Here is a 25,323-nt window from a genome sequence, read left to right as displayed (position 1 = left end):
TTCAGCAGTATTTCCGCGTAGCTCAGGGCGGTGATGGTTCCTTCGTAGGCTTCCTTGAACAGTTTCTTGGGCTCCCGGCCCGGTTCTATGGCGCCTTCGAAAATTTGATCAAAGTTGATCTGTTCGGACATGCGTTATCCTCCTTTCGACCACGGGGTGATTAATAGTTCTGGCACAGCGCGGTTTCCAGGTCTTCGGCGACCCGGCGGTGTACGCCCAGCTTCCAAGTGCGGTATTCGAGAGCGCTAAGTAGCTTCTTGGCACCTTCAGCCGGATCCATTTCGAAGATAAAGTAACCGCCGTAAACGTCGCTGGCAACCTGGGTGGTGATGCTGTAAATCAAATCGCTTCCTTCCAACGGAGGCATGGCGCCGACGTGTACGGGTACACCCATGGCCACGTACCAGCAGCCGATGGCTACGGCTTTACCACTCATGGCCTCAGGAGCAGTGGCGACAAACGGCACCTTCGGCGTGTCTACACCAAGCTCGTTGGCCATGGCCATCAGCAGGTCGGAGCACCGGGTGTTGTCCACGCAGGAACCCATGTGGAAGATCGGCGGCAACGCAGTGCTGAGATTGGCTTTTTCGCTGATGCGGGCCAGGAACTTCTTGAGCCCTTCGCCGGCGTACTGGTCCACTGCTGCGGGATCAAGCAGGCCGAGCTTGGCGCAGGCTTGCATGGCGCATCCGGTACCGATGACAAATACATCGTTTTTGATCATTTCTTTGGCGATGGTAATATGGCTGTCGTCCTGCGGGCGTTTGACGTTGTTGCATCCCGCCATAAGGCAGACGCCCTTCAGCTCGCCGCTCTGGATGGCATCGGTAAGCACTTTGACCGGGTTGTCCGGGTTGACCGAAGCAAAGATATCAAACAATGCTTCAAGGCTGAAACCAGCCACAACCTTATTTTTAACCTGCGGAATATGCACTTTGCTGGGATCTCTACGCTTGAATGCTTCAATGGCCAAACGAATGGCCCCTTTGGCATCCTCCAGCGCAGTGGCCGCGTTGAAGTCAAGGTGAATCGCGCCGGGAATCTTAACGATAGGCGAAGTTGTGATCAATACTGTATGGAAGCACTCGGCGGCGGTGCGCAGGGACGGCATAATGCACTGCACGTCCACAACCATGCCGTCAACGGCTCCGGTGGCAATGGCATATTCCTGGGAAGCAAAAGATGTGGCGATGGGTACGCCCTGGCGCATGAGCACTTCGTTGCCGGTGCAGCAAATACCGGCCAGTTGAATGCCCTTGGCGCCGGCGGCCTTGGCTTCGCCTTCCATTTCCCGCGCGGCCTGGACGATGATTTCACTGAGGATGGGGTTATGACCATGTAAAATGATGTTGACTTTTTCAGGATCGATTACGCCCAGGTTGGCTTCACTAACCACCGGCTTGGGAGTGCCGAAAATAATATCGGACAGGTCGGTGCCCACGTGCATGCCCACGTAGTCAGCCAGGGCAACCCGCAGGGCGCTGAAAATCAGGTTGACGGGGTCGTTGTCCATACCCACGTGCGCCTGGGTGACCAGATTGGAAATGGTATTGTACACACCACTGGGCATAATGTTGTGGCTGCGGAATTTTTCCAGGCGGCCTTCGGTAACAGTGGTTTTCACCCAGGTGGACTCGCCGAAACCATCCAGACGGCTATAATCGGCCAGCGCGGCCTCGGCTACTTCTTTGGCAATTTGGTTATCGTCTTTACCTTCTATTTCAATGCCAATACGCTTAGCCACCTTGTGCAACTTGGCGGGATCCTTAACTCCGTAATCCGGTGCATGTCCCTCGGCAGCCTCCAGGAGCGTGTGGGCCATGTGGCTGGCGTGCTCACTGTGGGAAGCCGCGCCGGTAAGCAGCATCAGTCCGGTACTCCGGGCAGCAATGGTCCAGGCGCTGGCGCCGCAAATACCCCTGCTGGCCGGGCCTTCGTCAGCTTTGATCCGGCAGGGGCCCATCATACAGAAACGGCAGCACAGGCCTTTATAACCAAACTGGCACTGGGGCTGCTGGGCTAAAAACCGGTCAAAAGCTGTTATCATGCCACTTTCTTTGGCAATATCGATCATTTCAAGCACGCCCGGGTCGATGGAGCGTTTTACACTCTTCGGGTCGACAACTCTGGGTGCGCCCGAAGGTCTGCAAGTGTGGCTTGGATCTCTAAACCTTGGCATTACTTTAACCTCCTTAGTAATAAAGTTAACTACCTAATTGATGGTTAAGGTTCAGCCGAAAACCCCCCCTATCCGGCTGTTCCCAATCACTATAAACTATCTCTAAAATTTACCACCCACCTCTCCCGAAATTTTAAGGCAAACCTGCTTCATCTCAGCCAGCATTTCTTTATCTACCTCAACTGCCAAAGACGGTTCCATCGCGTTTGCCCATATCGCTTCGGAAAATTTAATATAACCCAGGATGGAATTACCCGGGAAACTGCTGGCAATAAACTGCTTTTCATTTTCTGAACGAATTTTATTAGCAATAATACCGATCCTGGGAATGCCCAGTTCCCTGGCCATTCTCTCCACATGTTTGGCGGTATTTACGCTGTTGCGACTTGGTTCCACCACAACCAGCATCATATCCACGCCACGCGCCGTTCCCCTGGAGAGATGTTCAATACCTGCGCCCATGTCCATAATGACAGTATCATTTTGGTCCAGCAGCAAAGAAGTTACCAAGGCATTTAAAAAAGTATTTTCCCGGCAATAACATTCGGAGCCACCCTTTTTGGGGTCGCCCATGCGCAAAAAACGGATGTTTCCGAGTTTATAACTGTAATCATTGATAAAGTCATCAACTTTGGGATTAAGTACATAAAAAGCTCCTCCACCGCTTCTTTCGCGGATGACATCGCGCATTTCCACAACCGGCTTGAGTTTGGCCGCCTCGTCTTCAGGTATGCCGATGGACGCCGCCAAGCAGGCATCCGGGTCGGCGTCAATGGCGTAAACGGTGCCCCCGGTTTGAGCAAAAATCCTGGTTATTGCCGCGGCTATCGTGGTTTTGCCGACGCCACCTTTTCCCGATATGGCTAATTTCATTACTACCACCCCTGCTCTGTTATGATTAAGATGTGCTTCCATTGAACAATGGTACGTCTAAATAATAGTACAACGATAATTATTCTTTAATAATGCAACTTCAACTTAATCAATTTCAACAAATGTCAATCATTTTCCTGCTTGTGCCTGAACAAATAAATTGCCGGCTGATCTTAAAATTGACCCCAGTAATTTTAAAAACTCGAAACAAACTTGGTCAGAATTCTTCGACGGAATTTAAAAAAAATCCTTCACCGCATATCAAAAATATGGACATATGATTATTTAATTAAGGGAATATAAGAAATTTTTTGCGCAAAATCTTATATTCAACAATATATCCGGCCAAAAATATAAAAACGGCTAGAATACTTAAAAATTTGAATATCTTTATCTTGACGTTCAGCTGTTTGATAATTTGGTCTTTTTCAGAGATAATTCTACGAAAATTTTTTCTTTCCTGCACTATTTCGTATTTTTGAATATTTACCAGCCTCTGTTCTTCCTGCAAAAGATTTATTTTCCGGTTGGCCAGCAGGCATTGCTCTTGTAAGTCATTGATTCTTTTCTGCAGGTTGGTGTCAGGGCTCCGGGACAGAAACTCAAATAGGATATTGCCGGACAAACCGGCTGGAGGTGAAACACCAAAAATTTTACAGATCGTAGGCGCAATATCCGACTGGTGGCAATAATAGTACTCGGCGTTTGGGTACCCATGCCTGAACAGGATTAATGGCGGCTTTGGAGCACCGCTTGTTAAAATGATAGAAGTATTGTTGAGCGCTTTGGAGTTGATCAGGTAATTTAATAGACGGCCCACCTGGTTATCGGCATTTGACCAGCGCTGAGACGAGGGAAGGTATTTATCGTTGGCCGGGTTACTGGGATCGTCCAGGTAGATGGTTACAAATTGAGGCCGGTCGGGGTCGAACACTTCGAAAAACTTGTCCAGCACCAGCCTGTCGTTTTGCTCGGAGATCACGTCAACATTGTTTTTCTTCAGTAAATTTTGGGGTAACCTGCCCGACCCGTCCACCATAGTACAGTTTACCCCGTTATTAGCCAGCGCCAGCGGTAAAAATAACATCGTATTTTTTTGCCCCAGGATTGACAGGAGGCAATCCTCCGGAGGAGAATCGGGACGGGCCACAGAGCGGTAATAAATGCCACCGTCTTTGAGCTGGCCAATATTGGGCAACCCCCGTTCCTCCAGGTGGGGTTGTTCCAGCTCCTTGACGAAGATCAAAAAAACATATTCCTGGCCGCTTTTTGCCTTTGCCGCAAAGCATGTGCCGTCGCCGAAGATCGTTGCGCACAGAAAAATAAGGACCAAAATCAAAGATTTTCTAACCATGGAATAACCCCCTAACTATTTCCGGTACAATATAGTTATAGTAAAGGTGGGCCGCTTTTTATGCCTAATTCAGGAAATGCCTATAAAAATCGAAATCACAAGCCTTAAATACATTACTATAGCGATTTAATTTTTATTACAGTTTATGAATAAAGCTTAAGCCGAATGGACAGGATATAAATACTCCGCTTTGGTGAGTTCTATCTCTCCCCGTCCGGCTAAAAGCCGGGCTTTTTTTATGCTTATAAATCCTTGATCCAACCAGGGAAGCATTATTATGGGAATGAATGAACGTTGACAAGAGCTGGAGCAAACCGTTAAAATTGCCATAATGCAACGATCTATCAATTAAACGACCCAGGTTAGGAGGATGAATCAAGTGGCCAAAGTTTATTACGATCACGACGCGGACATGCAATTTCTTCAGGGAAAGAAAATTGCGGTATTGGGGTTCGGCAGCCAGGGGCACGCCCAAGCTCTGAACCTGAAAGAGAGCGGGATGGATGTAGTGGTTGGCCTGCGCAAAGATAGCCCCAGCTGGGACAAGGCTGCGGAGGCCGGCCTGGAAGTCAATATTGTGCCCGATGCTTGCGCTAAAGCCGATATTATCCAGGTGCTTTTGCCGGACGAAATTCAGGCACGGGTCTATGCAGAAGAAATAGAGCCTTACCTGGATGAGGGAAAAGTGCTGATGTTCTCCCATGGATTTAACATTCATTTCAGCCAGATAGTTCCCCCGGGTAATGTGGACGTTTTAATGGTTGCACCTAAAAGCCCGGGTCACCTGGTGCGCCGGATGTATGAAGAAGGCAAGGGCGTACCCGCTCTAATCGCGGTATACCAGAATTACAGCGGCAAGGCTAAAGACGTGGCACTGGCGTATGCCAAGGCTATCGGCTGCACCAGGGCCGGGGTTTTTGAAACCACGTTCAAAGAGGAAACCGAAACGGATCTGTTCGGCGAACAGGCGGTTCTTTGCGGCGGCCTGACCGAGCTGATTAAAGCGGGTTTTGATACCCTGGTGGAAGCGGGATATGCCCCGGAAATGGCGTATTTTGAGTGCCTCCATGAAATCAAGTTGATCGTAGATTTAATATACGAGGGCGGCCTGGGAATGATGCGCTATTCCATCAGTAATACCGCCGAATATGGGGATTACACCCGCGGCCCGCGCGTGATTACTGAAGAAACCAGGAAAGAGATGAAAAAGATTCTACAGGAGATTCAAACCGGACAGTTTGCCCGGGAATGGATGCTGGAAAACCAGGCCAATCGCCCGGTGTTTAACGCCATTAAAAAACGGGAGCGCGAGTTGCTGATTGAAAAAGTGGGCGCGGAAATACGCAGCATGATGCCCTGGTTGAAGCGAAAATAATAAAAATAATATTAAGTAGGGTTAAAGGCGGCTTAAGTAAAAGCCGCCTTTTAAAATCAACTTCAAATTTAATTGCGGGCGATTATAAGCAAACAAAAATGACCTGAAATTAACCATGAGTAACAGGGTTAATTTCAGGTCGTACTTTCTGGTGCGGCAGAGAGGACTTGAACCTCCACGAGCGTAGCGCCCATAAGAACCTGAATCTTACGCGTCTGCCAATTCCGCCACTGCCGCGCATTTTTACTCATTTTGTGTGAGCCGAGTGTGTTTCACCGCTCACGCAAAAGTAATATTAACACATCCAATCAGTCTTGTCAACATAATTGTTTCGGAATTAATCAGTAAAAAGTACTGAAACATACAAATAATAATCTTAAGTAAAAAAGCTACTTTCGGCAGTACCGAATGTAGCTTCAGGTGCGGGCTTGCTTAAGCCGGGTTATTTACTCTGGAAATGGCTCCCGTGGGACATGCCCGGAAACATCTGCCGCAGCGATTGCAATTATTGGGGTTAATATTATAGTTTACGCTATCATCAATATAAATTCCGCCTTCCCGGCATTCCAACTCACAAGCGGCGCATGCCATACACAGTGACTGGTCAAGAACAAAACTAAACTTGAACTTTTTCTTTTCGGTCAAAGGTACCTCCCCCTTGTCGGACTATTGATTTAACAATGGTAATTCTACATTAGTAAAATAAAATCCTGCCCGGTGCCGGGGATTAATATCAAAAAAATTCGGAGATTAATATCAAATATAATTAATGGAGATAAATAATAACAAGGATGTGTAAAGCGTTAACATTTAATTATGGAAAAAGGAGTGATTGCATATGGCCAGGAGAATTAAGGGGATTAAAGCGGATAATTTGCCGGGCTATCGTCCGGTTTGGGATATGGGTAAAGCCGCCGATATAAAGAAAAGGCAAAGAATCAGGGGGATTAACAGGCCAAGCACGTAAAATACCCGGTTTAACCACCGGGTTTTTCACTTTAAGAAGTATATCCTTGCCATACTTACGGCCGGAGCTAAGGAATAAAGTACCGAAAGGCGCGCGTTAAGGGAGCAGATTGAAGCGCGCCTTTGTTGCTGGCTGGGGCGGCTGGATTCGAACCAACGCATGACGGGTCCAAAGCCCGTTGCCTTACCGCTTGGCTACGCCCCAACATGGTGGAGGGGGCAGGATTCGAACCTGCGAAGGCGTCGCCGGCAGATTTACAGTCTGCTCCCTTTGGCCACTCGGGAACCCCTCCATAAATGGTGACCCCACCGGGATTCGAACCCGGGTTACCGCCGTGAAAGGGCGGTGTCTTAGGCCGCTTGACCATGGGGCCCAAAATGAACACTGGTCGGGATGGAGGGATTTGAACCCCCGACCTCTTGCTCCCAAGGCAAGCGCGCTGGCCAAACTGCGCTACATCCCGAAAAACTAAACGCAAAATATATTTTACCCTAAAGTTAAGCTAAAGTCAAACGCTATAAAATTTCTCTTATTACCCCCATCATCTGAGTGGCGTTGCGGCATTCAAAAACGTGGCTGCAAAACGGGGCGTAAGTATCGATAATGCAATCTCCCGCCCGCCATTTGGTCCGGGGCATGGGATTCAACCATACAACCCTGCGACACTGTTCACTAATGGCACGGAAATATTCCAGCCCGTCGGGTTGCCAGTTGTTTCTGGCGTCACCAAGAATAATCAAGGTGATAAAACGGTTTAAAGAATCAAAAAATGATTGGTGAAATTGCTCCCAGACCTTGCCGTAATTGCTGAAACCGGTAACCGAAATTTTTGCCTCCCGTAAAATCCTTTGCGCGGATATTTGAAACGTGTCCGAGCTTTGTTTTGCCAGCTGGGTTACTTCCTCCACCCTGTCGACAAAGGCGAAAGATCTCAGGCTGCCGAACCGTTGCTGCAGGCTCACCAGAACCTGGAGGAAAAACTCGCTGTAGGGCGCAACCGAGCCTGAAAGATCACATAAAACCACAAGTCTTGGCTTGGAAGGTATACGCCGCTGTTTTTTCAACACCAAAGGAACGCCACCGCTGGAAACCGCCCGGGCGACCGTTTTGCGCATATCCACTGTCCCGGTAGGACCCGGTTTTTTACGGTATCCTTTGTTTACCGCCAGTCTCCTTCCCATGCCGACGATTATCTTTCTGATCTCCTCCAATTGATCGTAATCGGCCCGGCTAAGGTCCAGTTCGCGCAAGTTTGTGGCCCTGGGCGCTCCGGTATAATGATCCGGTTTTTGGCCATCCATGCCCGCTGCCGTTGGCTTACCGGGAAACCGGCCATGCCGCCCGGCTTCCCCGGCTGGTTTGCCGGATCCCGCCAGCCCGCCGCTGCCGCCTGCCTTTACGCCTGGACCGGTTTTGGGAAACGAGTTGTTTTGGGCCAGTTCATCGCGAATACTATTTTTTATCTTATTTTGCAAGAATAAAAATTCACGCCTGGAAAGCCGGGGCGGGTTGTTTAACACTGATCGAACGTCTATGCAAGGCGGAGTTATTTTTTGCTTTTCTTTTAAAAACCCCAGGTAGGAAGAAATTAAAACCGGTAATTGATCGTAGCTTTGCTTATCCTTGGCCAGGGTGCACAGGGCTGCCGTTTCCACGTCGCGGCGCTCCAACCCCACCAGCTTCAGGGCCATAAAAAAATCTACAGTTTCACCGGTGGAAATCGAAAAGCCTGCTTCGCGCAAAAAGTTGATCAGTTCAATTACCCGCGCCTGCATAAGCAATCACCTTTTCCATGAATCGTTTCATGCTATCATAAATACCGGATAAAACATTTAAATCGATGCCGTTCTCAGATATTTTAAATTCTCTGTTTAACGTCAATCTTAGATTTTTAATATTGTAAACAGCGTCAAAATCAGAGGTTTTCAGGGTAAACAGGTGATAATCACTCGTTTTGAAAAAGGATAATCCATGGATTAGTTTTTCAGGCGTCAAAACTATATTTTCCGCGTTATGGGAAACCGTCAGCGTTTCGACGTTCAGCAAGTTGTGCAGGTGCCCAAGCATCCCGGAATTAAGGGCGCCGGGGTCGGTTAACTCCACCCGGCACATAATTTCCCGCCGGTCGGGTTTTGGGGTGAATGAAATGTACCCCGACTCATTAAAATCAATCCTGAATTCATCGGTCTCCCGGTGATAGTTGATGGGAGCCGGGCGCAGGTTGATAAATTCCGCCCACCCTTCCGGCGTTACCCTTTGCTGCGCCTGGATGACCGGGCCATAGATTTGCCTCTCCGGTACGGGTCTGGTAAACTCCGGGCAAAGCGGTTCCAATAAATCCAGCAGTGATACTTGATCGATACAGGCCCGGCAGTTGTACTGGCTGTCCCGAAAGTGCGAACTGAACTTGATCCGGGCTGTGATCACATTGCCCTGCACGGCCAGTTCAGCCCGGGCGACTATGGTTACGTCCCGGGAACGCCACTCGGCGAACCTGGTACCCAACAATTCACTGTGATCGAGATCAAGGTGACTTACTTCGTGCAAACTTGGTAACAGTTTTACCGGGTCAAAACACCTTGCCGTAACTATGATCTTCATGTCTGTAAACGGTTCATAAAACTGCCCCGTTCCACCCGCCGGCACTATGGAAAATAACAGTGGTACGATGTGCTCGATCCACTTTACGGAAGTAATATTAAACAGCAGGTAATTTTCGGCGATATGTAGAATCAAACCGGGAACCGTAATTGTTTCGCCCGATGCATGCAGGCCCGGTTCATTTGAAAGTAGCGTGAGAACGGCAGTTTTTTTCTCCATTTGCCTGGTGAGAATTTCAACTTGCATGTTGACCTCCATGCTGCTTTAAAAATACTTTAAAAAATTTTATCACAACGGGAGCATTACAAATGGCTACTGCGGCAAATTTTTTCGACAGTATTGAGAACGTTATGAAGGGTTTACTGGGACAAAATTATATTGCCGGCAGAAAAACCGCCGCCACGATATTTTTATCCGGCCGGCTGGGCAAACCGCTGCTGATCGAGGGACCGGCCGGAGTGGGCAAAACCGGGCTGGCGGGTGCCCTGGCCGGCGCTTTAAAAACGGACCTGATCAGGTTGCAATGTTACCCCGGGCTGGATGAAAGCAAGATCATCTATGAATGGAACTACCAGAAACAATTACTGCATATCCAGATGTTCGGCAGCGAGATTGATATCTTTTCGCCCGAGTACTTGCTTGAACGTCCTTTGCTAAGGGCTTTCAAATCACCGAAACCGGTCGTTTTGCTGGTGGATGAAATCGATAAAAGCGAAGAAGAGTTGGAAAGCTTTTTGTTGGAGGCGCTCTCCGAATTTCAGGTCAGTATTCCCGAGCTGGGCACCTTCAGGGCTGAACATGCGCCCTATGTCGTGATTACAAGCAACAGTACCCGGGAATTATCCGACGCCCTGAGAAGAAGATGTTTGTACCTGTACCTGGGTTACCCTGACGCCGGCCTGGAAGAGGCGATTATCAACTTAAAGGTGCCGGGTATATCCCGGCACCTTGCCCGGATTGTAGTACAACTGGTCCAAAGAATAAGGGGCATGAAATTGAAAAAAGCGCCAAGTATAACCGAAACCATCGACTGGGCCAGGACTTTGCTGCTACTGGGCATGGATGAAATAAGCGACAAGCTGGTGCGGGAAAGTTTAAACGTTTTGCTTAAATATGAAGATGATATTAAAAAGGTTGAACAAAGTCTGGATCAACTGATTCCAACCGTGAAACCGGAAGAGCCCCCAAAGGTGGTTAGAGATGTAAAGCCGCGCAATGATTTGGAAGACGGGCTGGCCAGGTTCAACTTTTAACCCATTAGCAGTTTAACGAACACCTTTCGATGCCTGGGACCGTCGAATTCGCAAAAAAAGATTTTTTGCCAGGTTCCCAATTGCAATGACCCCTCTGCCACAGGAACCATTTTACTGGCACCGACGAGAATGGATTTGATATGGGCGGCCGAATTGCCCTCCGCATGTGTATATGCATTGTTTTCGGGTACCAGAGTGTTTAATTGCATCAACACGTCGTCAACAACGCTGGGGTCGGCTCCCTCGTTAATGGTTACTGCCGCCGTTGTATGCGGCACATAAATATTACATAAACCGTCGGAAACGCCTGCCTTGCGGATAAGTGAATTAATGCCGGCAGTTATGTCGATGAACTGCTCTTTCCTTGTGGTTTTAATCTCCATGACGTGTAGATTGCTCATTTTTCATCCTCCTTGCCGCAATATTCACGGCCAGTCTTACCGCTTCCCCGGCATTTTGCGCCGGGATCAAAGGAATATTATCCCCCTGGGGTGAAACGGCGCGCCAGGTTTGCAAGCCGATAACAGGCTTATTCATTTTCAAAGCCAGGCCGATTTCCGAGAGCGTGCCGTACCCCCCGGAAATGGCGATAACAACGTCACTGGCGCAGGCGATTACCGCATTCCTGGCATTTCCCAGCCCGCTCGGCAAAGCGTAAGTCAATTCCCCGTTGCCCTCGGACCTGGCCGTCCCGGGTAAAATACCTATGGAAACGCCTCCGCGTTTCCGGGCGCCTCTGGCCGCCGCTTCCATTACCCCGCCCCTGCCGCCGCAAATCAGCACGGCGCCGGCCCCGGCAATTTCCTCGCCTACCGCTTCCGCCAGGTTAAGCGTCTCCGGGTCGCAGGAGGCGGAGCCGACAACACCGATATAAATCAAAAGCACACCCCCTTGAAAATGAGAAATAACCTGCCTTTAAGGCAGGTCTCAATCTAAAATGATAGAACTTTGATGGTATGGTTTATAAACTCTGAGCGGCTCTGAAAGCAAGGTTGAACGTTAGAATTTCCAACTTCACGGAAAGATCCACGTTACGTATTTCTATGTGATCCGGTACATTCAATGCAACCGGGGCGAAGTTCAAGATGGCTTCCAGGCCGTTTTTAACCATCAGATCGGCAACTTCCTGAGCGGCACTGATGGGTACTGCGATTACACCGATGCGGATGTTTTCACTTTGGACAATTTCTGGAAATCTTTCCAGGGGCTGGACTTCAAGGTGGCCGATCCTTTTACCAATTCTGGTTGGGTCGTTATCGAAAACACCAGCGATATGGAAACCCCTGACATTAAATCCACGGTATGTGCAAAGCGCAAAGCCGAGATTCCCGGCGCCAACAATGGCAAGCGACCATTCCTGGTCCAGGCCGAGTATTTTCAAGGTGTATTTCAGTAAATCCTTGACATTGTACCCAACGCCCCTGGTTCCGAATTCACCGAAATAAGCCAAGTCTTTTCTTACCTGAGCAGGGCTGACCCCCACCCCTTCAGCTATTTCACCCGATGATACCGTAGTAACACCATTTCTGTCCAATCTTTCCAGGAACCTGGAATAAATAGACAGTCTTGTTACGGTAGCTTCCGGTACCCTTAAGGTTTTCAACAATTACGCCCCCTATATCCCATTTAAAGTGATCTCATGTTATTAAATTCACATAACATAAATATTTATATCATTTGTGCCTCTTTCTGTCAAATAGCTTTCTCCAACTTGAAGAATTATTATCTTCAACGGGCGAATTGGGGGGTTGAATACGTTAACCTTTTATTGTTTTGAACGATGCATAAGCTGCTTCAACAGTTTTGTCGATTTGCTCGCTGGTATGGGCCAGGGACATGAACGCAGCTTCGAATTGGGATGGTGCCAGGTAAACTCCCCGCTCCAGCATGGCCCGGAAATATTGGGCATATTTACCGGTATCCGATCTGGCCGCGGAAGCAAAATCGGTTACCGGCTCGCTGGTAAAGAACGTGCACAGCATGGAGCCTACGCGGTTGAAGGTTAACTCCAGGCCCGCCGCCGCAGCCGCTTCCCGCAGGCCCTGGTCCAACCGGGCGGATTTGGTTTCCAGTTCCTCGTAAACGCCCGCTTGCTGCAACAGCTTCAACGTGGCGATGCCGGCCGTGGTCGCGAGAGGGTTCCCGGAAAGCGTACCGGCCTGGTAAACGGGGCCGGACGGAGCCACCATGGACATGATTTCCTCTTTGCCGCCATAAGCGCCTACCGGAAGGCCGCCTCCGATAATTTTGCCCAGGCAGGTAAGGTCGGGTTCGATTCCGTACAAAACCTGGGCGCCGCCATAGGCTACCCTGAAACCGGTCATCACTTCATCAAAGATTAGAAGAGAGCCGTATTTCCGGGTAAGTTCCCTGAGGCCTTCCAGGAAGCCCGGAGCGGGAGGAACAACGCCCATGTTGCCGGGAACCGGCTCAATGATGACCGCCGCGATGTCATCGCCTGCTTCGTTGAAAATTTGGCCCAGTGTCTCCAGGTCGTTAAACGGGGCAACAATTGTTTGTTCGGCCGTGCCGGCTGGCACCCCGGGGCTGGTGGGAACACCCAGCGTTAACGCTCCGGAACCCGCTTTAATCAACAGAAAATCGGCATGGCCGTGGTAACACCCGGCAAATTTGACAATTTTGTTACGACCCGTATAACCCCTGGCCAACCTGATGGCGCTCATGGTGGCCTCGGTACCGGAATTAACCAGCCTGACCATGTCCACAGCCGGCAGGGCATCAACGATCATCCGGGCGAGTTCGGTTTCCAGCTCGGTGGGGGCTCCAAAGCTGGTGCCCATTTCAAGACACTCCCGCAACGCTTTAATTACCTGCGGGTGCCGGTGGCCCAATACCAGCGGGCCCCAGGAACCAACGTAATCAATATAGGTATTACCGTCGACGTCATGTACCAGTGCCCCCTCCCCTTTTTCAATAAAGACCGGGGTGGCTCCGACGGCTTTAAAAGCCCGTACCGGGCTGTTTACGCCGCCGGGGATGAACCGCTTGGCCTCTTCGTATAAAAGCTCGGAGTTTTTAAATCCATTATGCATTTTAATCACCGCCTGCAATTTAATCCATAAAGTATTTCATACTGCTCTTCTTTAACTCTTTTGTACTGTAGATCAGCCTGTAATTGGTGATACCGGTTTTTTGTGCTATTTTTTGGGCCACCCGCTCGCAATCCTGCCGGGCATGCCCGTGGATTACCGTAAAAATGGTATACGGCCAACCCGGTAGGCGCGGGCGCTGGTAGCAATGCGTTACTTCATTGAATTCAGCCATGAGCCGGCCGACCCTGGCCGCCGCATTCTCAGGCACATCCCACACGATCATGGCGTTGGCGGTGAAGCCCAGGTCCTGGTGCCTTAGTGCCGCTCCGAACCTGCGGATGATCCCCCGTTTGATCATTTCCTTTATTTTATCCATTAATTCCGTTTCGGACAGGCCAATTTTCGTGGCTATTTTTAAGTAAGGCCTGTCAACCAGGGGCAGGCCGGCCTGCAGTTCCCTGACGATTTGTTTTTCCAGGTCACTCAGCATCTTGCACCTCTGAAATGTCAAAGTTGACGCGCACTTTAAAAACGTTGAGGGATGGTAAATTCAGCACGTGGCTGATGCCTGTTCTCTCTTTAATTTCATTCAGCAAGGAGTCTATTTTTTCTTTGGATTCCGCCAGCAAGGTAAACCACATATTGTATTCATGGTCCCTGAGATAATTGTGGGTGATGCCGGGATATTCATCAATAATTTTCGCCACCCGGTCGATATCACCGGGCGGCACTTTCATGGCGCACAGAGTACCGGTATATCCAAGCTTGCGGGAGTCAAACAACCCTCCCAAACGGCGGATGATCCCGCTTTGCTGTAACCGCTCCAACCTGGCCAGCAGTTCTTCTTCGGTAATACCGACGGTTGCGGCTATTTGCTTGTACGGTTCCGAAACGATGGGAAAATCGGACTGGATCACCCGTAATATGTTTCTGTCGATATGATCAAGGCTCATGTTTAATAACCCTTTCTTCCATGATACAGGCACCAGGGTTCTTCGGCCATATAATCACCATGGTAATAATGGGCTCTAGCCCTGCATCCGCCGCATACCCGTTTATACTCGCACGTACCACACCCGCCATTATAATCCAGGGTGCGCAGCCTTTGCAAAACCTCGTTTTCCCGCCAGATCAGGTCAAAGGGAATTTGACGCACATTACCCAGGGGAATGTTCAAATAGGCGCAGGGTTGCACGTCGCCGCGCGGGCTGATAATGCAGTAGGCCGTTCCCGCCAGACAACCCCGGGTGTAGCGCACATTGACTCCCATTTGACGGGCGATGCGCATGAATTGAGGGGCGCAGGTCGGCTTAAGTTCAATGCCAACCCGGCTTTGTTTCGCCATGATTCGTTTCAGCAACTGTTCATATTGTTCCGCCCGTAAAGTTTCAGCTTCAATATTTACCGCCCGGCCGGCAGGCACCATAAAAAAGATGTGGTGACCCCGGGCACCCAGCTTGACGGACAAATCAGTCAATTCTTCAATCTCATCGCTGTTCCACTCCATTACAGTGGTGTGGACCTGAAACGGCAGCCCCGCCTCCCGGCAGGCCCGCATGCCGTCCACTGCGGCCTGCCAGGCGCCGGGTGAGGCTCTGAAGTGATCGTGTTTATCCGGGTCGGTGCTGTCGAGGCTGATACCCACCGCCATGGCACCGGCCTTTTTCAACTTCAGGGCTACATCAGGAGTGATTAGCGTGCCGTTTGAACCCAATACGGGCCTTAACCCCCTGCCGTGTGCATATGCGATCAGTTCGCCGATATCATCCCGCATGAGCGGCTCGCCGCCGCTAAAGATCATGATCTTAAAGCCCGCCCGGGCGATTTCGTCGATCAGTTTTTTACCTTCCACCGTATCCAGTTCTTCGGCCGCCCTGGCGCCTGAATCCCTGTAACAATGCTTGCAATAGAGGTTGCAGGCGTTGGTGGTATTCCATGATACCAGCATTTATTAATCCTCCCGCCGTTGATGTCCCGGGGTGTCGTTATTTAATCCAACGTGCCGCGTCAAGGGCATGGTAGGTGATAATGATATCCGCCCCCGCCCTTTTCATTCCAGTGAGCAGTTCCAGGGTTGTTTTTTGCTCGTCAATCCAGCCCATGCGCGCCGCGGCCTTGATCATGGAGTACTCCCCGCTCACGTTATATGCCGCCACCGGATGGTCGAAATTATCCCTTACCGCGGCGATGATGTCCATGTAGGCCATGGCCGGTTTGACGATGATGATATCCGTCCCCTCGGCGATATCCTGTTCCACTTCCCGCAGAGCCTCGCGCTTATTGGGCGGGTCCATCTGGTAAGCCTTGCGGTCTCCGAACTGCGGAGCCGAGCCCGCGGCCTCGCGAAACGGCCCGTAAAATGCCGAGGCGTATTTGACACTGTATGCCATGACGGGAATGTTGGAGAATCCCTCATCGTCAAGGGCTTGCCGGATGGCCTGCACCCGCCCGTCCATCATGTCCGAGGGAGCCACCATGTCCGCGCCGGCGCGGGCGTGGGATACCGCGGTGCGAGCGAGCAATTCCAGCGTGGCGTCGTTAAGAACCTCGCCGTCGCGAATTAAGCCGCAGTGGCCGTGATCGGTATACTCGCAGAGGCAAACATCGGTAATGACCAATAGATCGGGATATTTATCCTTGATTGCCCGTACTGCCTTTTGGATGATGCCGTTTTCGGCGTAAGCGCCCGAACCCGTGCAGTCCTTATATTCCGGGATGCCGAACAACAGTATGCCGGGAATACCCAGTGATTGAACCAGTTCAACTTCGGCCAGAAGCTGGTCTATGGTCAAGTTGTACACGCCGGGCATGGATTCCACGGGTTTTTTTGTGTTTTCGCCTTCCATGACAAAAAGGGGGTAGATTAAATCGTCAACCCGCAGATAATTTTCCCTGACCAGCCTGCGCATATTTTCGCCGGAGCGCAGGCGGCGAGGCCTCACCACAGGGTAATACATTAAGGCACCTCCCTAATCTCATCGTCGGTCAGGTAGCAGGCGGGATCCGGGGCCCAGAAGTCGCCGTGGACAGCCTCCGCCCGTGCCCTGAAATTGCCGTTGCACATATCCAGCCAGCAGCAGGTGGCGCAGCGCCCCTTGAGCAGCCGCTTGCGGTCTTTCAGGCCGCGCATGATGGGGTTCTTTGTATCCCGCCAGATATCAGCGAAATTTCTCTCCCGGACGTTGCCCAGAATGTGATTGCGCGTAAACTGGTCGGGGTACACGTTGCCGGACCAGTCCACCGCCCCGATGGCCATACCGGAACGGTTGCCTCCGTTCATTTGGAGCAACTGCCTGACCCGCTCGGCCCTTTCGGGGTTGGAACGCTTTAAGGCAAAATAAATATAAACGCCGTCGGCATGATTGTCCACCGTTAAAATTTCCTTGTCCAGACCCCGGCGGTGGAAGTCCAGTGTTTTGTTTATAATCAGGTCCAGAGCCCGCCGCGTTTCGGCGTGGCTGACGTCCTCGTCCCGCATTTTACTGCCCCGGCCGCTGTAAACCAGGTGATAAAAGCAAACGCGGGGAATGTCTTCCTCCTCGATTAATTTAAAAATATCAGGTAATTGAAAATAGTTGTGGCGGTTAATGGTAAAGCGAAGCCCCACCCGCACTCCGGCCGATCGGCAGGCACGGATGCCCCCGAGCGCGGCGTCGAAAGCGCCCTTGCGCCCGCGGAAACGATCGTTATTGACACCGATGCCGTCCAGGCTGATGCCTACGTAACCAATATCGATTTTTTTGATTTGTTTTGCGACCTCGGGTGTAATCAGCGTACCGTTGGTGGAGATTGTGGCCCTGATTCCTTTTTCCACCGCGTACGCGGCCAGTTCAAAAAAGTCGTTACGAAGAAGGGGTTCGCCCCCGGAAAAAAGAATTACAGGCACCTTGAACTCCGCAAGCTGGTCAATAAATCTTTTAGCCTCGGGGGTGGTAAGCTCATCTTCATGGACATGATCACCGGAGTTGGAATAGCAATGCAGGCACCTTAAATTGCAGGTGCGGGTCATGTTCCAGACCACCACCGGTCCAAGGCCCCGGGATGTACCGCTAAGCTGGCTGCCGGAGTCTTTCCGGTAGCGGAGATTATCGCCATAAGATTTTAATCCGCACAGCAACCTGCTAACACTAATCATTTTATCTCCTTTTTATTGAAAGTGCTTGATTATTATTTTATAAAATCACCGGCTATAATATCCCAGTATGGCCTGCAACAAGCCGTCAATGGTATATTCCTTCGCCTGAATGTCAACCGGCAACCCCATTTCGATGGCGGTTTGGGCTGTGACCGGGCCAATGCAGGCAACCCGGGCACGGCCGATCAGCGCCGCCGGGTCGGTGGGGTTCAGCATGGCCATGAAATTGCGCACAGTGGATGAACTGGTGAATGTAATAAGATCAATTTCGTTCCGTTCAAACATCTGCCGGATTAAAGGAGCGTTTCCCGAACCGGCCACCGTGCGATAGGCTGTTACCTCATCCACGGTTGCGCCCAAACCGGCCAGGGATTCGGGCAACACTTTTCTGGCTATATCCGCCCGGGGCAGCAATACGCGGGCTCCCGGCGCAATTTTATCCTGCAACCCCTGGACTATTTCTTCAGCTTGATATTCGGCGGGGACATAATCAACCCGCAGGGCCATTGAACGCAACGCTTTTGCGGTTTGCGGCCCGATGGCGCAAATCCTGACCCCCGCCAGGTCTCGAATATCATGGTTTAACGTGCGCAACCGGTTGAAGAAAAAGATGACGCCGTTGACACTGGTGAAGATCAGCCAGTTGTACGATGAGATATTGGCAATTGCCCGGTCCAGAGGGGCATAGTCGTCCGGCTCTGTTATGGAGATGGTTGGGAATTCAACCGGCTCACCGCCCAAACGTTCGATGGCCTGTGAAAGCGCGCTGGCCTGTTCACGGGAACGGGTGACGATGATTCTTTTCCCGAACAGCGGTTTATTTTCATACCAGCGGAGTTTATCACGCAGTTTGACCACTTCACCTACAACAATTATGGCCGGGTTTTTGAACCCCTTTTCCTCAGCCAGGTGGGAAATATTCCCCAGGTTTCCCACCAGGGTTTGCTGTTCCGGGCGGGTACCCCAGCGAATCAGGGCCACGGGTGTATCCGGCGCCCTACCGTGCTCCATCAGTTTACGAGTGATCGCCGGCAGGTTGCCCATGCCCATTAAAAAGACCAGAGTCCCTATACCGGTGCTGATTTTGGACCAATCTATACTTGAGTTTTCTTTGGTGGGGTCTTCATTGCCGGTGATGATGGCGACAGAAGAGGTATAATCCCTGTGTGTGACCGGAATCCCCGCGTAAGCCGGCACGGCCACCGCCGATGTGATACCGGGTATGATTTCAAACGGTATGTCGTGGCGTGCCAGCTCTTCGGCTTCTTCCCCGCCGCGCCCGAAAACAAAGGGGTCCCCTCCTTTCAACCGGGCCACGGTAAGCCCTTCGCCGGCTTTTTGGACCAGCAGATTATTGATTTCATCCTGGGTCAGTGTATGCCGGTCTGGTTGTTTTCCAACAAAAATACACTCCGCACCGGGACGCCGCTGGTCCAGCAACCGGGGGGAGGCCAGGCGGTCATATACGATTACATCGGCCCGCTTAATACATTCCAGCCCTTTAACCGTGATTAAACCCGGGTCGCCCGGTCCCGCCCCGATGAGGTATACAATTCCCTTACTTGTCGTCATAAAAACCAAACTCCCGTCTTGCCTGGGTTAAAATTTTGTCGGCGCCCATCTCCAAAAGGGTGTCTGCAAGCTTTATGCCCAGCTGCCCGGCGTTTTGCACCGGCCCGGAAACTAAATGCCGGACGGCGTTTTTACCATGCAGGTCGGCCACTACTCCTTCCAAAAACAGCAGGTCGTTCTCCACCCGCCCCAGGGCTCCTATGGGTACCTGGCACCCGCCTTCCAAACGTTTCATGAAAGATCTTTCCGCTTCCACGGCTATTCTGGATTGTTCATGATCAATCGGAGCAATAATGCTCCTGGTTATGGCATCATCAATTCTGATTTCAACGCCGATGGAACCCTGGCCGACCGCCGGCAGGCAAATATCAAACGGAATCAGCTGGGTAATCAAATCTTCATAGCCCAACCGTTTGATGCCGGAATATGCGAGCACAACCGCGTCCAGGTCCGTTTCCCTTAGTTTGCGCAGGCGCGTTGTTAAATTGCCGCGCAGGTCGACGATCCGGAGATCGGGTCGATAATACAACAATTGGGCACGACGTCTCAAACTGCTGGTGCCGATACGGGCCCCTGTTTTGAGCTCCGCCAGGGTTTCACCATTTTTGGAAATTAAAACGTCTCCCGGGTATTCCCTTTCACAGACGGCACCAATAGCAAGCCCTTCGGGCAGCCTGGTGGGAAGATCTTTCATGCTGTGCACGGCGAGGTTGATTTCACCGTTCAACAGGGCTACTTCCAATTCCTTGGTAAAAAGTCCCTTATCCCCAATTTTAGCCAGGGCCACATCCAGGATATTATCCCCTTTAGTTTTCATCCCCCGCACGTGAAAATTCAGGTCCGGGTTGGCCCGGCGCAGCGCGCCGGTTACCCACTCGGCCTGCCACATGGCCAGTGTGCTGTCCCGTGTGCCGATTACAATGTCACCGGTCATTTTGCCCTCCACTTTACCGTATATCTTAAGAAAGATACCCCAAAATGGATCAAAAATTTCGGGTGTGGTCAAAAAATTCCGACCAGCACCCGATTATTATCTTGTTTTCCTGTTATCGCCGCCCCAAAGCATTGGCCGAAACGTCAAGCTCAAACGGCCTGTGTTCTTTGGGTTCTTCCGCTGCCTCATCCAAACAAAACAGCTTATTTATTGCCTCGGTATAAACCGGGCCCTTTTCGGTTAGGGCGTATTCCTTCAATTGTTTTACGGGAGTGTGTAATAATTGATTAACAATGGAATTGGCCAAAGACCCGATTACTTTGCGGTCGTGTTCGGATAAATCGCCCAGCTTGTTAAAGGCCCGTAACAGCTCCTTTTGCTTAATCTCCTCACCGCGCCTTTTCAGGGCTGCAACGGTGGGGATCACAAACTGGGAGCCCAGCCAGCGGAGAAACTCGTCAACTTGATCTTCGATAATGGCTTCCGCAAAAACGGCCGCCCGTTTGCGCTCCATCATATTGCCGTCCACCACGTTTTGCAAGTCGTCGATATCGTACAGGGTTACGCCGGGCAATTCTCGCACGCCCGGCTCAATATCCCGCGGCACGGCGATATCGATCATCATTATTTTTTTGCCCGGGTTTTCGGCCAGCACCTGCTGTACTCCTTTGGTGCGCACCACGTAGTGCGAAGCTGCGGTACAACTAATCACTATGTCCGCCGATCCAAGGTGCCCGTACAGTTCATCGAACTTGACGGCCCGGCCGTTAAACTGGCGGGCCAAACACACGGCCCGCTCGTAGGAGCGGTTGGAAACGATTACCCCCGAAACACCGTTGGCTACAAGGTGTTTGGCGGTTAACTCGCTCATTTTTCCCGCCCCTACCACCAGCACCGACCTGCCGGTAAGCTTGCCGAAGAATTGCTTGGCCAATTCCACGGCGGCGTAACTGATGGAAACGGCGTGGCGATCAATGCCCGTCTCGGCGCGCGCCCGTTTGCCCACCGCAATAGCCTGCATAAATAGAGTATTGATCACCTTGTCAGTGGCGGAGTGCTTTTGGGCGGACTGGTAAGCGTCTCTTACCTGGCCGAGAATCTGGGTTTCACCCAGCAACATCGAATCAAGGCCGGCTGCCACCCGGAACAGGTGATGTACGGTTTTGTTCCCGGTTAAAATGTAAGTGTATTTTTTAATTAAAGCGGGTTCAACACCGGATTTTTGCCTTAACAGGTTTATTACGGCATCAACGCCCGGTTCAACATCCATAACGTGCGCGTAAATTTCGGTGCGGTTACAGGTCGATATAATTACGCATCCCCGTACAACCGGGCCGGCAATTAACTTGGTGTAGGCTTCCTGTAAAGAACCTTCCGAAAAAGACATCCGTTCGCGTATTTCCACCGGAGCAGTCTTATGGTTGACACCGATTGCGATGATAGACATGTTTTACCCGCTCCTTTGCTTGCTGTAAATCTCCCTGCTTGACCAGTTCCAGGGTATGATCATCCACCAAATGCTTCAGGATTTGATTTCTTTTCCGGGGATCGGCTACTTCGCTGATTACCCGTTCCCTCATATCCCCGATAAAATTAACAAACTCCTCGAACTGGGGGCCGAATTCCTTCTCCAGACTCTCTCTAATGATTTTGGCCAGTTTGGGGCTCTTACCGCCCGTGGAAATGGCCAATTTAAGGGCGCCCCGGTGTACTACCGAGGGGACAAAAAAACTACACCGGGTGGGATCATCCACCACATTGATCATAATGTTACGACTGCTACAATCACCGGCGATGATGCCGTTTGTTTGTTCATCGTTCGTGGCGCTGATGACCAGATAAACACCGTCAAGGTCGCTCGATTGGTAAAAACCCCGGCGGTAAGAAATTTGGCCGCGTTTTACCATCTCCTGCAGGATGGGGGTCAAGGAAGGGCTGACTACCGTAACCTCGGCCCCGCAGCGGACCAGGGCGGACACCTTGCGTTCCGCCACATTGCCGCCACCCACCACTAAACATTTTTTGTTTACAAGGTTTAAAAACACCGGGTAAAATTCCAATCCGGATCATTCCCGTAATTGTAATGAACTTAAAAAATATCCGTATTTCCGTATTATTATTTTCAATAAAATAATAAGATTGTCCTATTAAACTCGTTAATATTTTCTAACCCCGACAAAATCAGCGATTGCCAGCATAGTTTTTTTGACCGGCACGTCGGGCAAAGCGGCCAATTCCTTTTTGGCCTTGGCAATGTACTTTTCGGCAATGTTAAAGGAATATTCTATTCCCCCGCATTCGGTGATTAACGTTATGGCTTCGTTAACTTCCTCTTCACTCTTATTGCGGTTGACAATCAGCTCGTAAAGTCTTTCCCGGCCGGGACTTTGCCTGAGGGCGTAAATGGCCGGTAAAGTAATAATGCCCTGTCTCAGATCGCCTCCCACCGGTTTTCCGAGTTTTATCTGCTCGGCAGTCATATCCAAAATATCGTCCGTGATTTGAAACGCCATGCCGATGTGGTGACCAAAACGGCGCAGGGCTTGGTGCAAACGTACCGGTGCCCCGCATGCCACCGCTCCCAGCTGGCAGGAAGCGGAGATTAAGAGGGCGGTTTTTCGGTTTATTCGGTAGAAATAATCCCTGATATTCTGATCGGTATCAAAAGAAGTGGAAATTTGCAATATTTCCCCTTCACACATTTTAACACTGGTATCTGCCAGCACCTTCGGGATAAGCGGATTCTCGTACCGGGAAATCAAGATCAAAGATTTGCCCAGCAAATAATCGCCGATATGGGAAGATATTTTGTTCCCCCATTGTGCTTTTACCGTGGGCATGCCCCTTCTGAGCAGGGAGGAATCGACAACATCGTCATGCACCAGGGTCGCCATGTGAATTAATTCAAGAGCCACGGCAAGCGGTATTAACTTGTCCAGGTTATTATTGAAAAACTTGCCGCCCAACAAACAAAAAGCAGGGCGTAAACGCTTGCCGCCCGCGCTGATCAAATGAACGGACGTTTCCGTTATCAGCGGGTCGGAAGAGCGGACAACCGATTTTAGCTCGTCTTCCACAATACTTAATTCATATTTTATATCTTTAAAAAAATCAAACAGCACATTGTTCACCTACTTGTTGCGAAACGAGCCGGTTTGCAGTATAACCACGACTTGAGATAGTCTTATGCCTTCGACGGGTTCGGGTAAATTTCCTCCCCGGGATGATTGTTGGGGAAAACATAAAATTAAACAGCGTTAAACCGCTGTAATGATCTGGCAAACTGTGGCTAACGCCTGCTATAATCCACTATAATAGATTATTATATTTTGCCTTTAAAATCAATGGAATTGTATACACGTGCAACTTGTTTATTTCAGGTTTATTTGATATAATACTTTTTGTCGCTTGTACAATATTCGGGAGTGGATGGTGCCTGGTGGTGCTCCTGGTCTTCAAAACCAGCCGCGGGGCGGCGATCCCGTCCCTGGTGGGTTCGATTCCCACACACTCCCGCCAAAACAGTTATAATGCGGGCTGTAGGGTATATTAATAAGTTGGCATACTTTAATGGTATCGCTTAGTAATGTGCCGAAACCAGTCACCCTATTTTAACCCGCATAAGACGACTGGATTCCTCTTTCCTTATCTGGTTTGTAAATACTAGGTAATCGAAGGAGGATTTTTATTTATGGCGAAAGGCAGGATAATTAAGATTGGGAAGGTCACCCCCAAGACGTGGGAGGAAGCATTGCAGGAGTTTCTTTTTTTAAAAAAGGGCGCAAGGCAGAAGTTTAACCACCATAAATGATTATGAAAGGCATGTAAAATACTTTTTTACCCGCTTCCCTCTATGCGGTATCAATTTCCCAAACACGCTCCCAACGTTCCATACGGTCTTTACCTGGATTTGGAGTATATCCAGACATGATAACGTCGGGAAGAATCTTGCGGGATAAATCTGCCATCAATGGCCCGCCTATAGCCTTGGAGAAACCAGCCCCTAGCAGAACGACAACGTTATCCAGACGCCAAAGTTCCTCGAAGAATGACTGGCGAGCTTCTGGCCCAGCCGTTCCGAGTATCGGATTATAATATTCTACTTCGTTATCAGTTGTAGGCACTTGCTCATCAGTCACAATTTCTGCAATATTTTCCATCCAAATTCCACCACCCAACACAAATATTTTAAATTCTTCGACAAAGCACAAGGAAATACCTTCCAACTTGCTATATAAAGTTGACAAATTAGTTTTCAAAAGGGAATTTGAATCAAGTGAGTCAATATGTACGCCAAGGGCATGACCATCCGGGATATCGAAGACCATATGCGGGACATCTATGGCATCGACGTATCCCCTACTATGGTCAGCAAAGTAACAGACAAAATACTGCCACTGATTACCGAGTGGCAATCAAGACCCTTGGAACGCATATACCCCATCATCTACCTTGACGCCATTTTCTTTAAAGTGCGCAAGGATAACCGCATTATCAACAAGGCTGCTTATAGTGTATTGGGCATTAATATGGCCGGCCAGAAGGACATACTGGGCATCTGGATTGGGGAAAATGAAAGTGCCAGCTTCTGGCTCGGGGTGTGCAACGACCTGAAAAACAGAGGCGTGCAGGATATCCTGATCGCCTGTAAAGGACGGGCTTTCCGGGTTTTCTGAAGCCATAAACACCGTGTTTCCCAAGACCGAGACCCAGCTATGTGTAAAGTTTATCGCTTTAGTTCTCCACAAGGATAGCAGGTAAAGATAGAGCGGCAGTTTTACGACCACCCCTGCTATCCCCGGCAGAACCCCGTCAGGCGCTCGGGTTGCTCTCCAGCATTGCCCTATCCTCCTAGCGGGTAAGAGCCATTTATTAGGTTAACTAAAAAATTAGGGAGCCAAGCCATTGTCGAGTAGAAGTGCGCCTTTCTAACTTTAGGAGCAGGTTTGTTTTCACTGTTTCTCCCCGTTTCCTCTGGGAGTGCCACAATATTTGCTCCATGGCCAAATTGAACGCACAACCCTCAC

The 25,323-nt window shown here is 50.3% G+C and carries 24 protein-coding genes, 6 tRNA genes and 1 pseudogene; 5 read left to right on the top strand and 26 right to left on the bottom strand.

What is annotated here, in order from left to right:
- Positions 1–160: 160 nt before the first annotated feature.
- The 3 genes from cooS to IT084_RS16545 all read right to left on the bottom strand — a co-directional run bounded on the left by cooS (position 161) and on the right by IT084_RS16545 (position 4,406).
- Positions 161–2,179 (bottom strand): anaerobic carbon-monoxide dehydrogenase catalytic subunit, encoded by a 2,019-nt coding sequence (gene cooS / locus IT084_RS16555; RefSeq protein WP_195713991.1) that lies wholly within the window; start codon positions 2,177–2,179, stop codon positions 161–163.
- A gap of 102 nt (positions 2,180–2,281) precedes the next feature.
- Complete coding sequence (locus tag IT084_RS16550; protein ID WP_195713990.1) at positions 2,282–3,052, bottom strand: AAA family ATPase; 771 nt, start codon at positions 3,050–3,052, stop codon at positions 2,282–2,284.
- Between the two features lie 289 nt (positions 3,053–3,341).
- Positions 3,342–4,406 (bottom strand): hypothetical protein, encoded by a 1,065-nt coding sequence (locus IT084_RS16545; protein ID WP_195713989.1) that lies wholly within the window; start codon positions 4,404–4,406, stop codon positions 3,342–3,344.
- Between the two features lie 379 nt (positions 4,407–4,785).
- Between IT084_RS16545 and ilvC the strand changes: the two genes are divergently transcribed.
- Positions 4,786–5,781 carry a ketol-acid reductoisomerase gene (gene ilvC, locus IT084_RS16540; protein ID WP_313885509.1) on the top strand — a complete coding sequence of 332 codons (996 nt, stop codon included), beginning with the start codon at positions 4,786–4,788 and terminating at the stop codon, positions 5,779–5,781.
- Between the two features lie 149 nt (positions 5,782–5,930).
- On the opposite strand, the gene IT084_RS16535 is transcribed toward ilvC, so the two are convergent.
- Together IT084_RS16535 and IT084_RS16530 are read right to left on the bottom strand one after the other, a co-directional pair.
- Positions 5,931–6,018 (bottom strand) — tRNA-Leu (locus IT084_RS16535).
- Positions 6,019–6,213: 195 nt separating this feature from the next.
- On the bottom strand, positions 6,214–6,426 hold the full coding sequence (locus IT084_RS16530; protein WP_195713987.1) for a 4Fe-4S binding protein: 213 nt from the start codon (positions 6,424–6,426) through the stop codon (positions 6,214–6,216).
- Between the two features lie 193 nt (positions 6,427–6,619).
- Between IT084_RS16530 and IT084_RS18710 the strand changes: the two genes are divergently transcribed.
- Positions 6,620–6,748: a hypothetical protein gene (locus IT084_RS18710; protein WP_279327897.1), complete on the top strand. Its 129-nt coding sequence runs from the start codon at positions 6,620–6,622 to the stop codon at positions 6,746–6,748.
- A gap of 129 nt (positions 6,749–6,877) precedes the next feature.
- On the opposite strand, the gene IT084_RS16525 is transcribed toward IT084_RS18710, so the two are convergent.
- The 6 genes from IT084_RS16525 to IT084_RS16500 form a co-directional block, all read right to left on the bottom strand.
- A tRNA-Gln gene (locus tag IT084_RS16525) sits at positions 6,878–6,952 on the bottom strand.
- Between the two features lie 3 nt (positions 6,953–6,955).
- Positions 6,956–7,040: transfer RNA gene (locus tag IT084_RS16520), tRNA-Tyr, on the bottom strand.
- 5 nt (positions 7,041–7,045) lie between these two features.
- Positions 7,046–7,121 (bottom strand) — tRNA-Glu (locus IT084_RS16515).
- A 12-nt stretch (positions 7,122–7,133) separates the two neighbouring features.
- A tRNA-Pro gene (locus IT084_RS16510) sits at positions 7,134–7,211 on the bottom strand.
- 52 nt (positions 7,212–7,263) lie between these two features.
- Positions 7,264–8,523: a VWA domain-containing protein gene (locus tag IT084_RS16505; protein WP_195713986.1), complete on the bottom strand. Its 1,260-nt coding sequence runs from the start codon at positions 8,521–8,523 to the stop codon at positions 7,264–7,266.
- Entirely contained in the window at positions 8,504–9,595 is a 1,092-nt protein-coding gene (locus tag IT084_RS16500) for a hypothetical protein (RefSeq protein WP_195713985.1), read from the bottom strand. Before IT084_RS16500 ends, IT084_RS16505 begins: the two co-directional genes overlap by 20 nt.
- A gap of 62 nt (positions 9,596–9,657) precedes the next feature.
- Between IT084_RS16500 and IT084_RS16495 the strand changes: the two genes are divergently transcribed.
- Positions 9,658–10,602: a MoxR family ATPase gene (locus IT084_RS16495; protein ID WP_195713984.1), complete on the top strand. Its 945-nt coding sequence runs from the start codon at positions 9,658–9,660 to the stop codon at positions 10,600–10,602.
- On the opposite strand, the gene IT084_RS16490 is transcribed toward IT084_RS16495, so the two are convergent.
- From IT084_RS16490 to IT084_RS16425, 14 genes are all read right to left on the bottom strand, one after another.
- Entirely contained in the window at positions 10,599–11,003 is a 405-nt protein-coding gene (locus IT084_RS16490) for a secondary thiamine-phosphate synthase enzyme YjbQ (RefSeq protein WP_195713983.1), read from the bottom strand. The genes IT084_RS16495 and IT084_RS16490 overlap by 4 nt on opposite strands.
- Complete coding sequence (locus IT084_RS16485; RefSeq protein WP_195713982.1) at positions 10,975–11,481, bottom strand: TIGR00725 family protein; 507 nt, start codon at positions 11,479–11,481, stop codon at positions 10,975–10,977. The genes IT084_RS16490 and IT084_RS16485 overlap by 29 nt, the downstream gene beginning before the upstream one ends.
- Positions 11,482–11,563: 82 nt before the next feature.
- Positions 11,564–12,205 carry a redox-sensing transcriptional repressor Rex gene (locus IT084_RS16480; RefSeq protein ID WP_195713981.1) on the bottom strand — a complete coding sequence of 214 codons (642 nt, stop codon included), beginning with the start codon at positions 12,203–12,205 and terminating at the stop codon, positions 11,564–11,566.
- A 154-nt stretch (positions 12,206–12,359) separates the two neighbouring features.
- On the bottom strand, positions 12,360–13,655 hold the full coding sequence (gene hemL, locus IT084_RS16475; RefSeq protein WP_195713980.1) for a glutamate-1-semialdehyde 2,1-aminomutase: 1,296 nt from the start codon (positions 13,653–13,655) through the stop codon (positions 12,360–12,362).
- A gap of 19 nt (positions 13,656–13,674) precedes the next feature.
- Positions 13,675–14,145: an Lrp/AsnC family transcriptional regulator gene (locus IT084_RS16470; protein ID WP_195713979.1), complete on the bottom strand. Its 471-nt coding sequence runs from the start codon at positions 14,143–14,145 to the stop codon at positions 13,675–13,677.
- Positions 14,135–14,608 (bottom strand): AsnC family transcriptional regulator, encoded by a 474-nt coding sequence (locus tag IT084_RS16465; protein WP_195713978.1) that lies wholly within the window; start codon positions 14,606–14,608, stop codon positions 14,135–14,137. The genes IT084_RS16470 and IT084_RS16465 overlap by 11 nt, the downstream gene beginning before the upstream one ends.
- A gap of 2 nt (positions 14,609–14,610) precedes the next feature.
- Positions 14,611–15,603 carry a putative heme d1 biosynthesis radical SAM protein NirJ2 gene (gene nirJ2 / locus IT084_RS16460; protein WP_195713977.1) on the bottom strand — a complete coding sequence of 331 codons (993 nt, stop codon included), beginning with the start codon at positions 15,601–15,603 and terminating at the stop codon, positions 14,611–14,613.
- Between the two features lie 37 nt (positions 15,604–15,640).
- Positions 15,641–16,612: a porphobilinogen synthase gene (gene hemB / locus IT084_RS16455; protein WP_195713976.1), complete on the bottom strand. Its 972-nt coding sequence runs from the start codon at positions 16,610–16,612 to the stop codon at positions 15,641–15,643.
- Positions 16,612–17,790, bottom strand: a complete 1,179-nt coding sequence (gene nirJ1 / locus IT084_RS16450; RefSeq protein WP_195713975.1) for a putative heme d1 biosynthesis radical SAM protein NirJ1 — start codon at positions 17,788–17,790, stop codon at positions 16,612–16,614. Before nirJ1 ends, hemB begins: the two co-directional genes overlap by 1 nt.
- Positions 17,791–17,835: 45 nt before the next feature.
- Positions 17,836–19,362, bottom strand: a complete 1,527-nt coding sequence (gene cobA / locus IT084_RS16445) for a uroporphyrinogen-III C-methyltransferase (RefSeq protein ID WP_195713974.1) — start codon at positions 19,360–19,362, stop codon at positions 17,836–17,838.
- Positions 19,349–20,296 carry a hydroxymethylbilane synthase gene (gene hemC / locus IT084_RS16440; RefSeq protein WP_195713973.1) on the bottom strand — a complete coding sequence of 316 codons (948 nt, stop codon included), beginning with the start codon at positions 20,294–20,296 and terminating at the stop codon, positions 19,349–19,351. The genes cobA and hemC overlap by 14 nt, the downstream gene beginning before the upstream one ends.
- A gap of 112 nt (positions 20,297–20,408) precedes the next feature.
- Positions 20,409–21,743, bottom strand: a complete 1,335-nt coding sequence (hemA, locus tag IT084_RS16435) for a glutamyl-tRNA reductase (RefSeq protein ID WP_195713972.1) — start codon at positions 21,741–21,743, stop codon at positions 20,409–20,411.
- Positions 21,712–22,341, bottom strand: a complete 630-nt coding sequence (locus IT084_RS16430) for a bifunctional precorrin-2 dehydrogenase/sirohydrochlorin ferrochelatase (RefSeq protein ID WP_313885510.1) — start codon at positions 22,339–22,341, stop codon at positions 21,712–21,714. The genes hemA and IT084_RS16430 overlap by 32 nt, the downstream gene beginning before the upstream one ends.
- 111 nt (positions 22,342–22,452) lie before the next feature.
- Positions 22,453–23,415, bottom strand: coding sequence for a polyprenyl synthetase family protein (locus tag IT084_RS16425; protein WP_195713992.1), 963 nt, complete (start codon positions 23,413–23,415; stop codon positions 22,453–22,455).
- 302 nt (positions 23,416–23,717) lie between these two features.
- Here IT084_RS16425 and IT084_RS16420 point away from each other — a divergent pair.
- Positions 23,718–23,815, top strand: a tRNA-Sec gene (locus tag IT084_RS16420).
- Positions 23,816–24,147: 332 nt separating this feature from the next.
- Here the strand turns inward: IT084_RS16420 and IT084_RS16415 are convergent.
- Entirely contained in the window at positions 24,148–24,507 is a 360-nt protein-coding gene (locus IT084_RS16415; protein WP_195713970.1) for a hypothetical protein, read from the bottom strand.
- A 69-nt stretch (positions 24,508–24,576) separates the two neighbouring features.
- Here IT084_RS16415 and IT084_RS16410 point away from each other — a divergent pair.
- Positions 24,577–25,018 (top strand): annotated as a pseudogene (locus tag IT084_RS16410) (transposase); the annotation flags it as partial.
- Positions 25,019–25,323: the final 305 nt, after the last annotated feature.

Source organism: Desulfallas sp. Bu1-1, from assembly GCF_015594625.1.
Lineage (GTDB): Bacteria > Bacillota > Desulfotomaculia > Desulfotomaculales > Desulfallaceae > JADNRQ01.
This window is presented reverse-complemented; position numbering and strand designations above follow the sequence as displayed.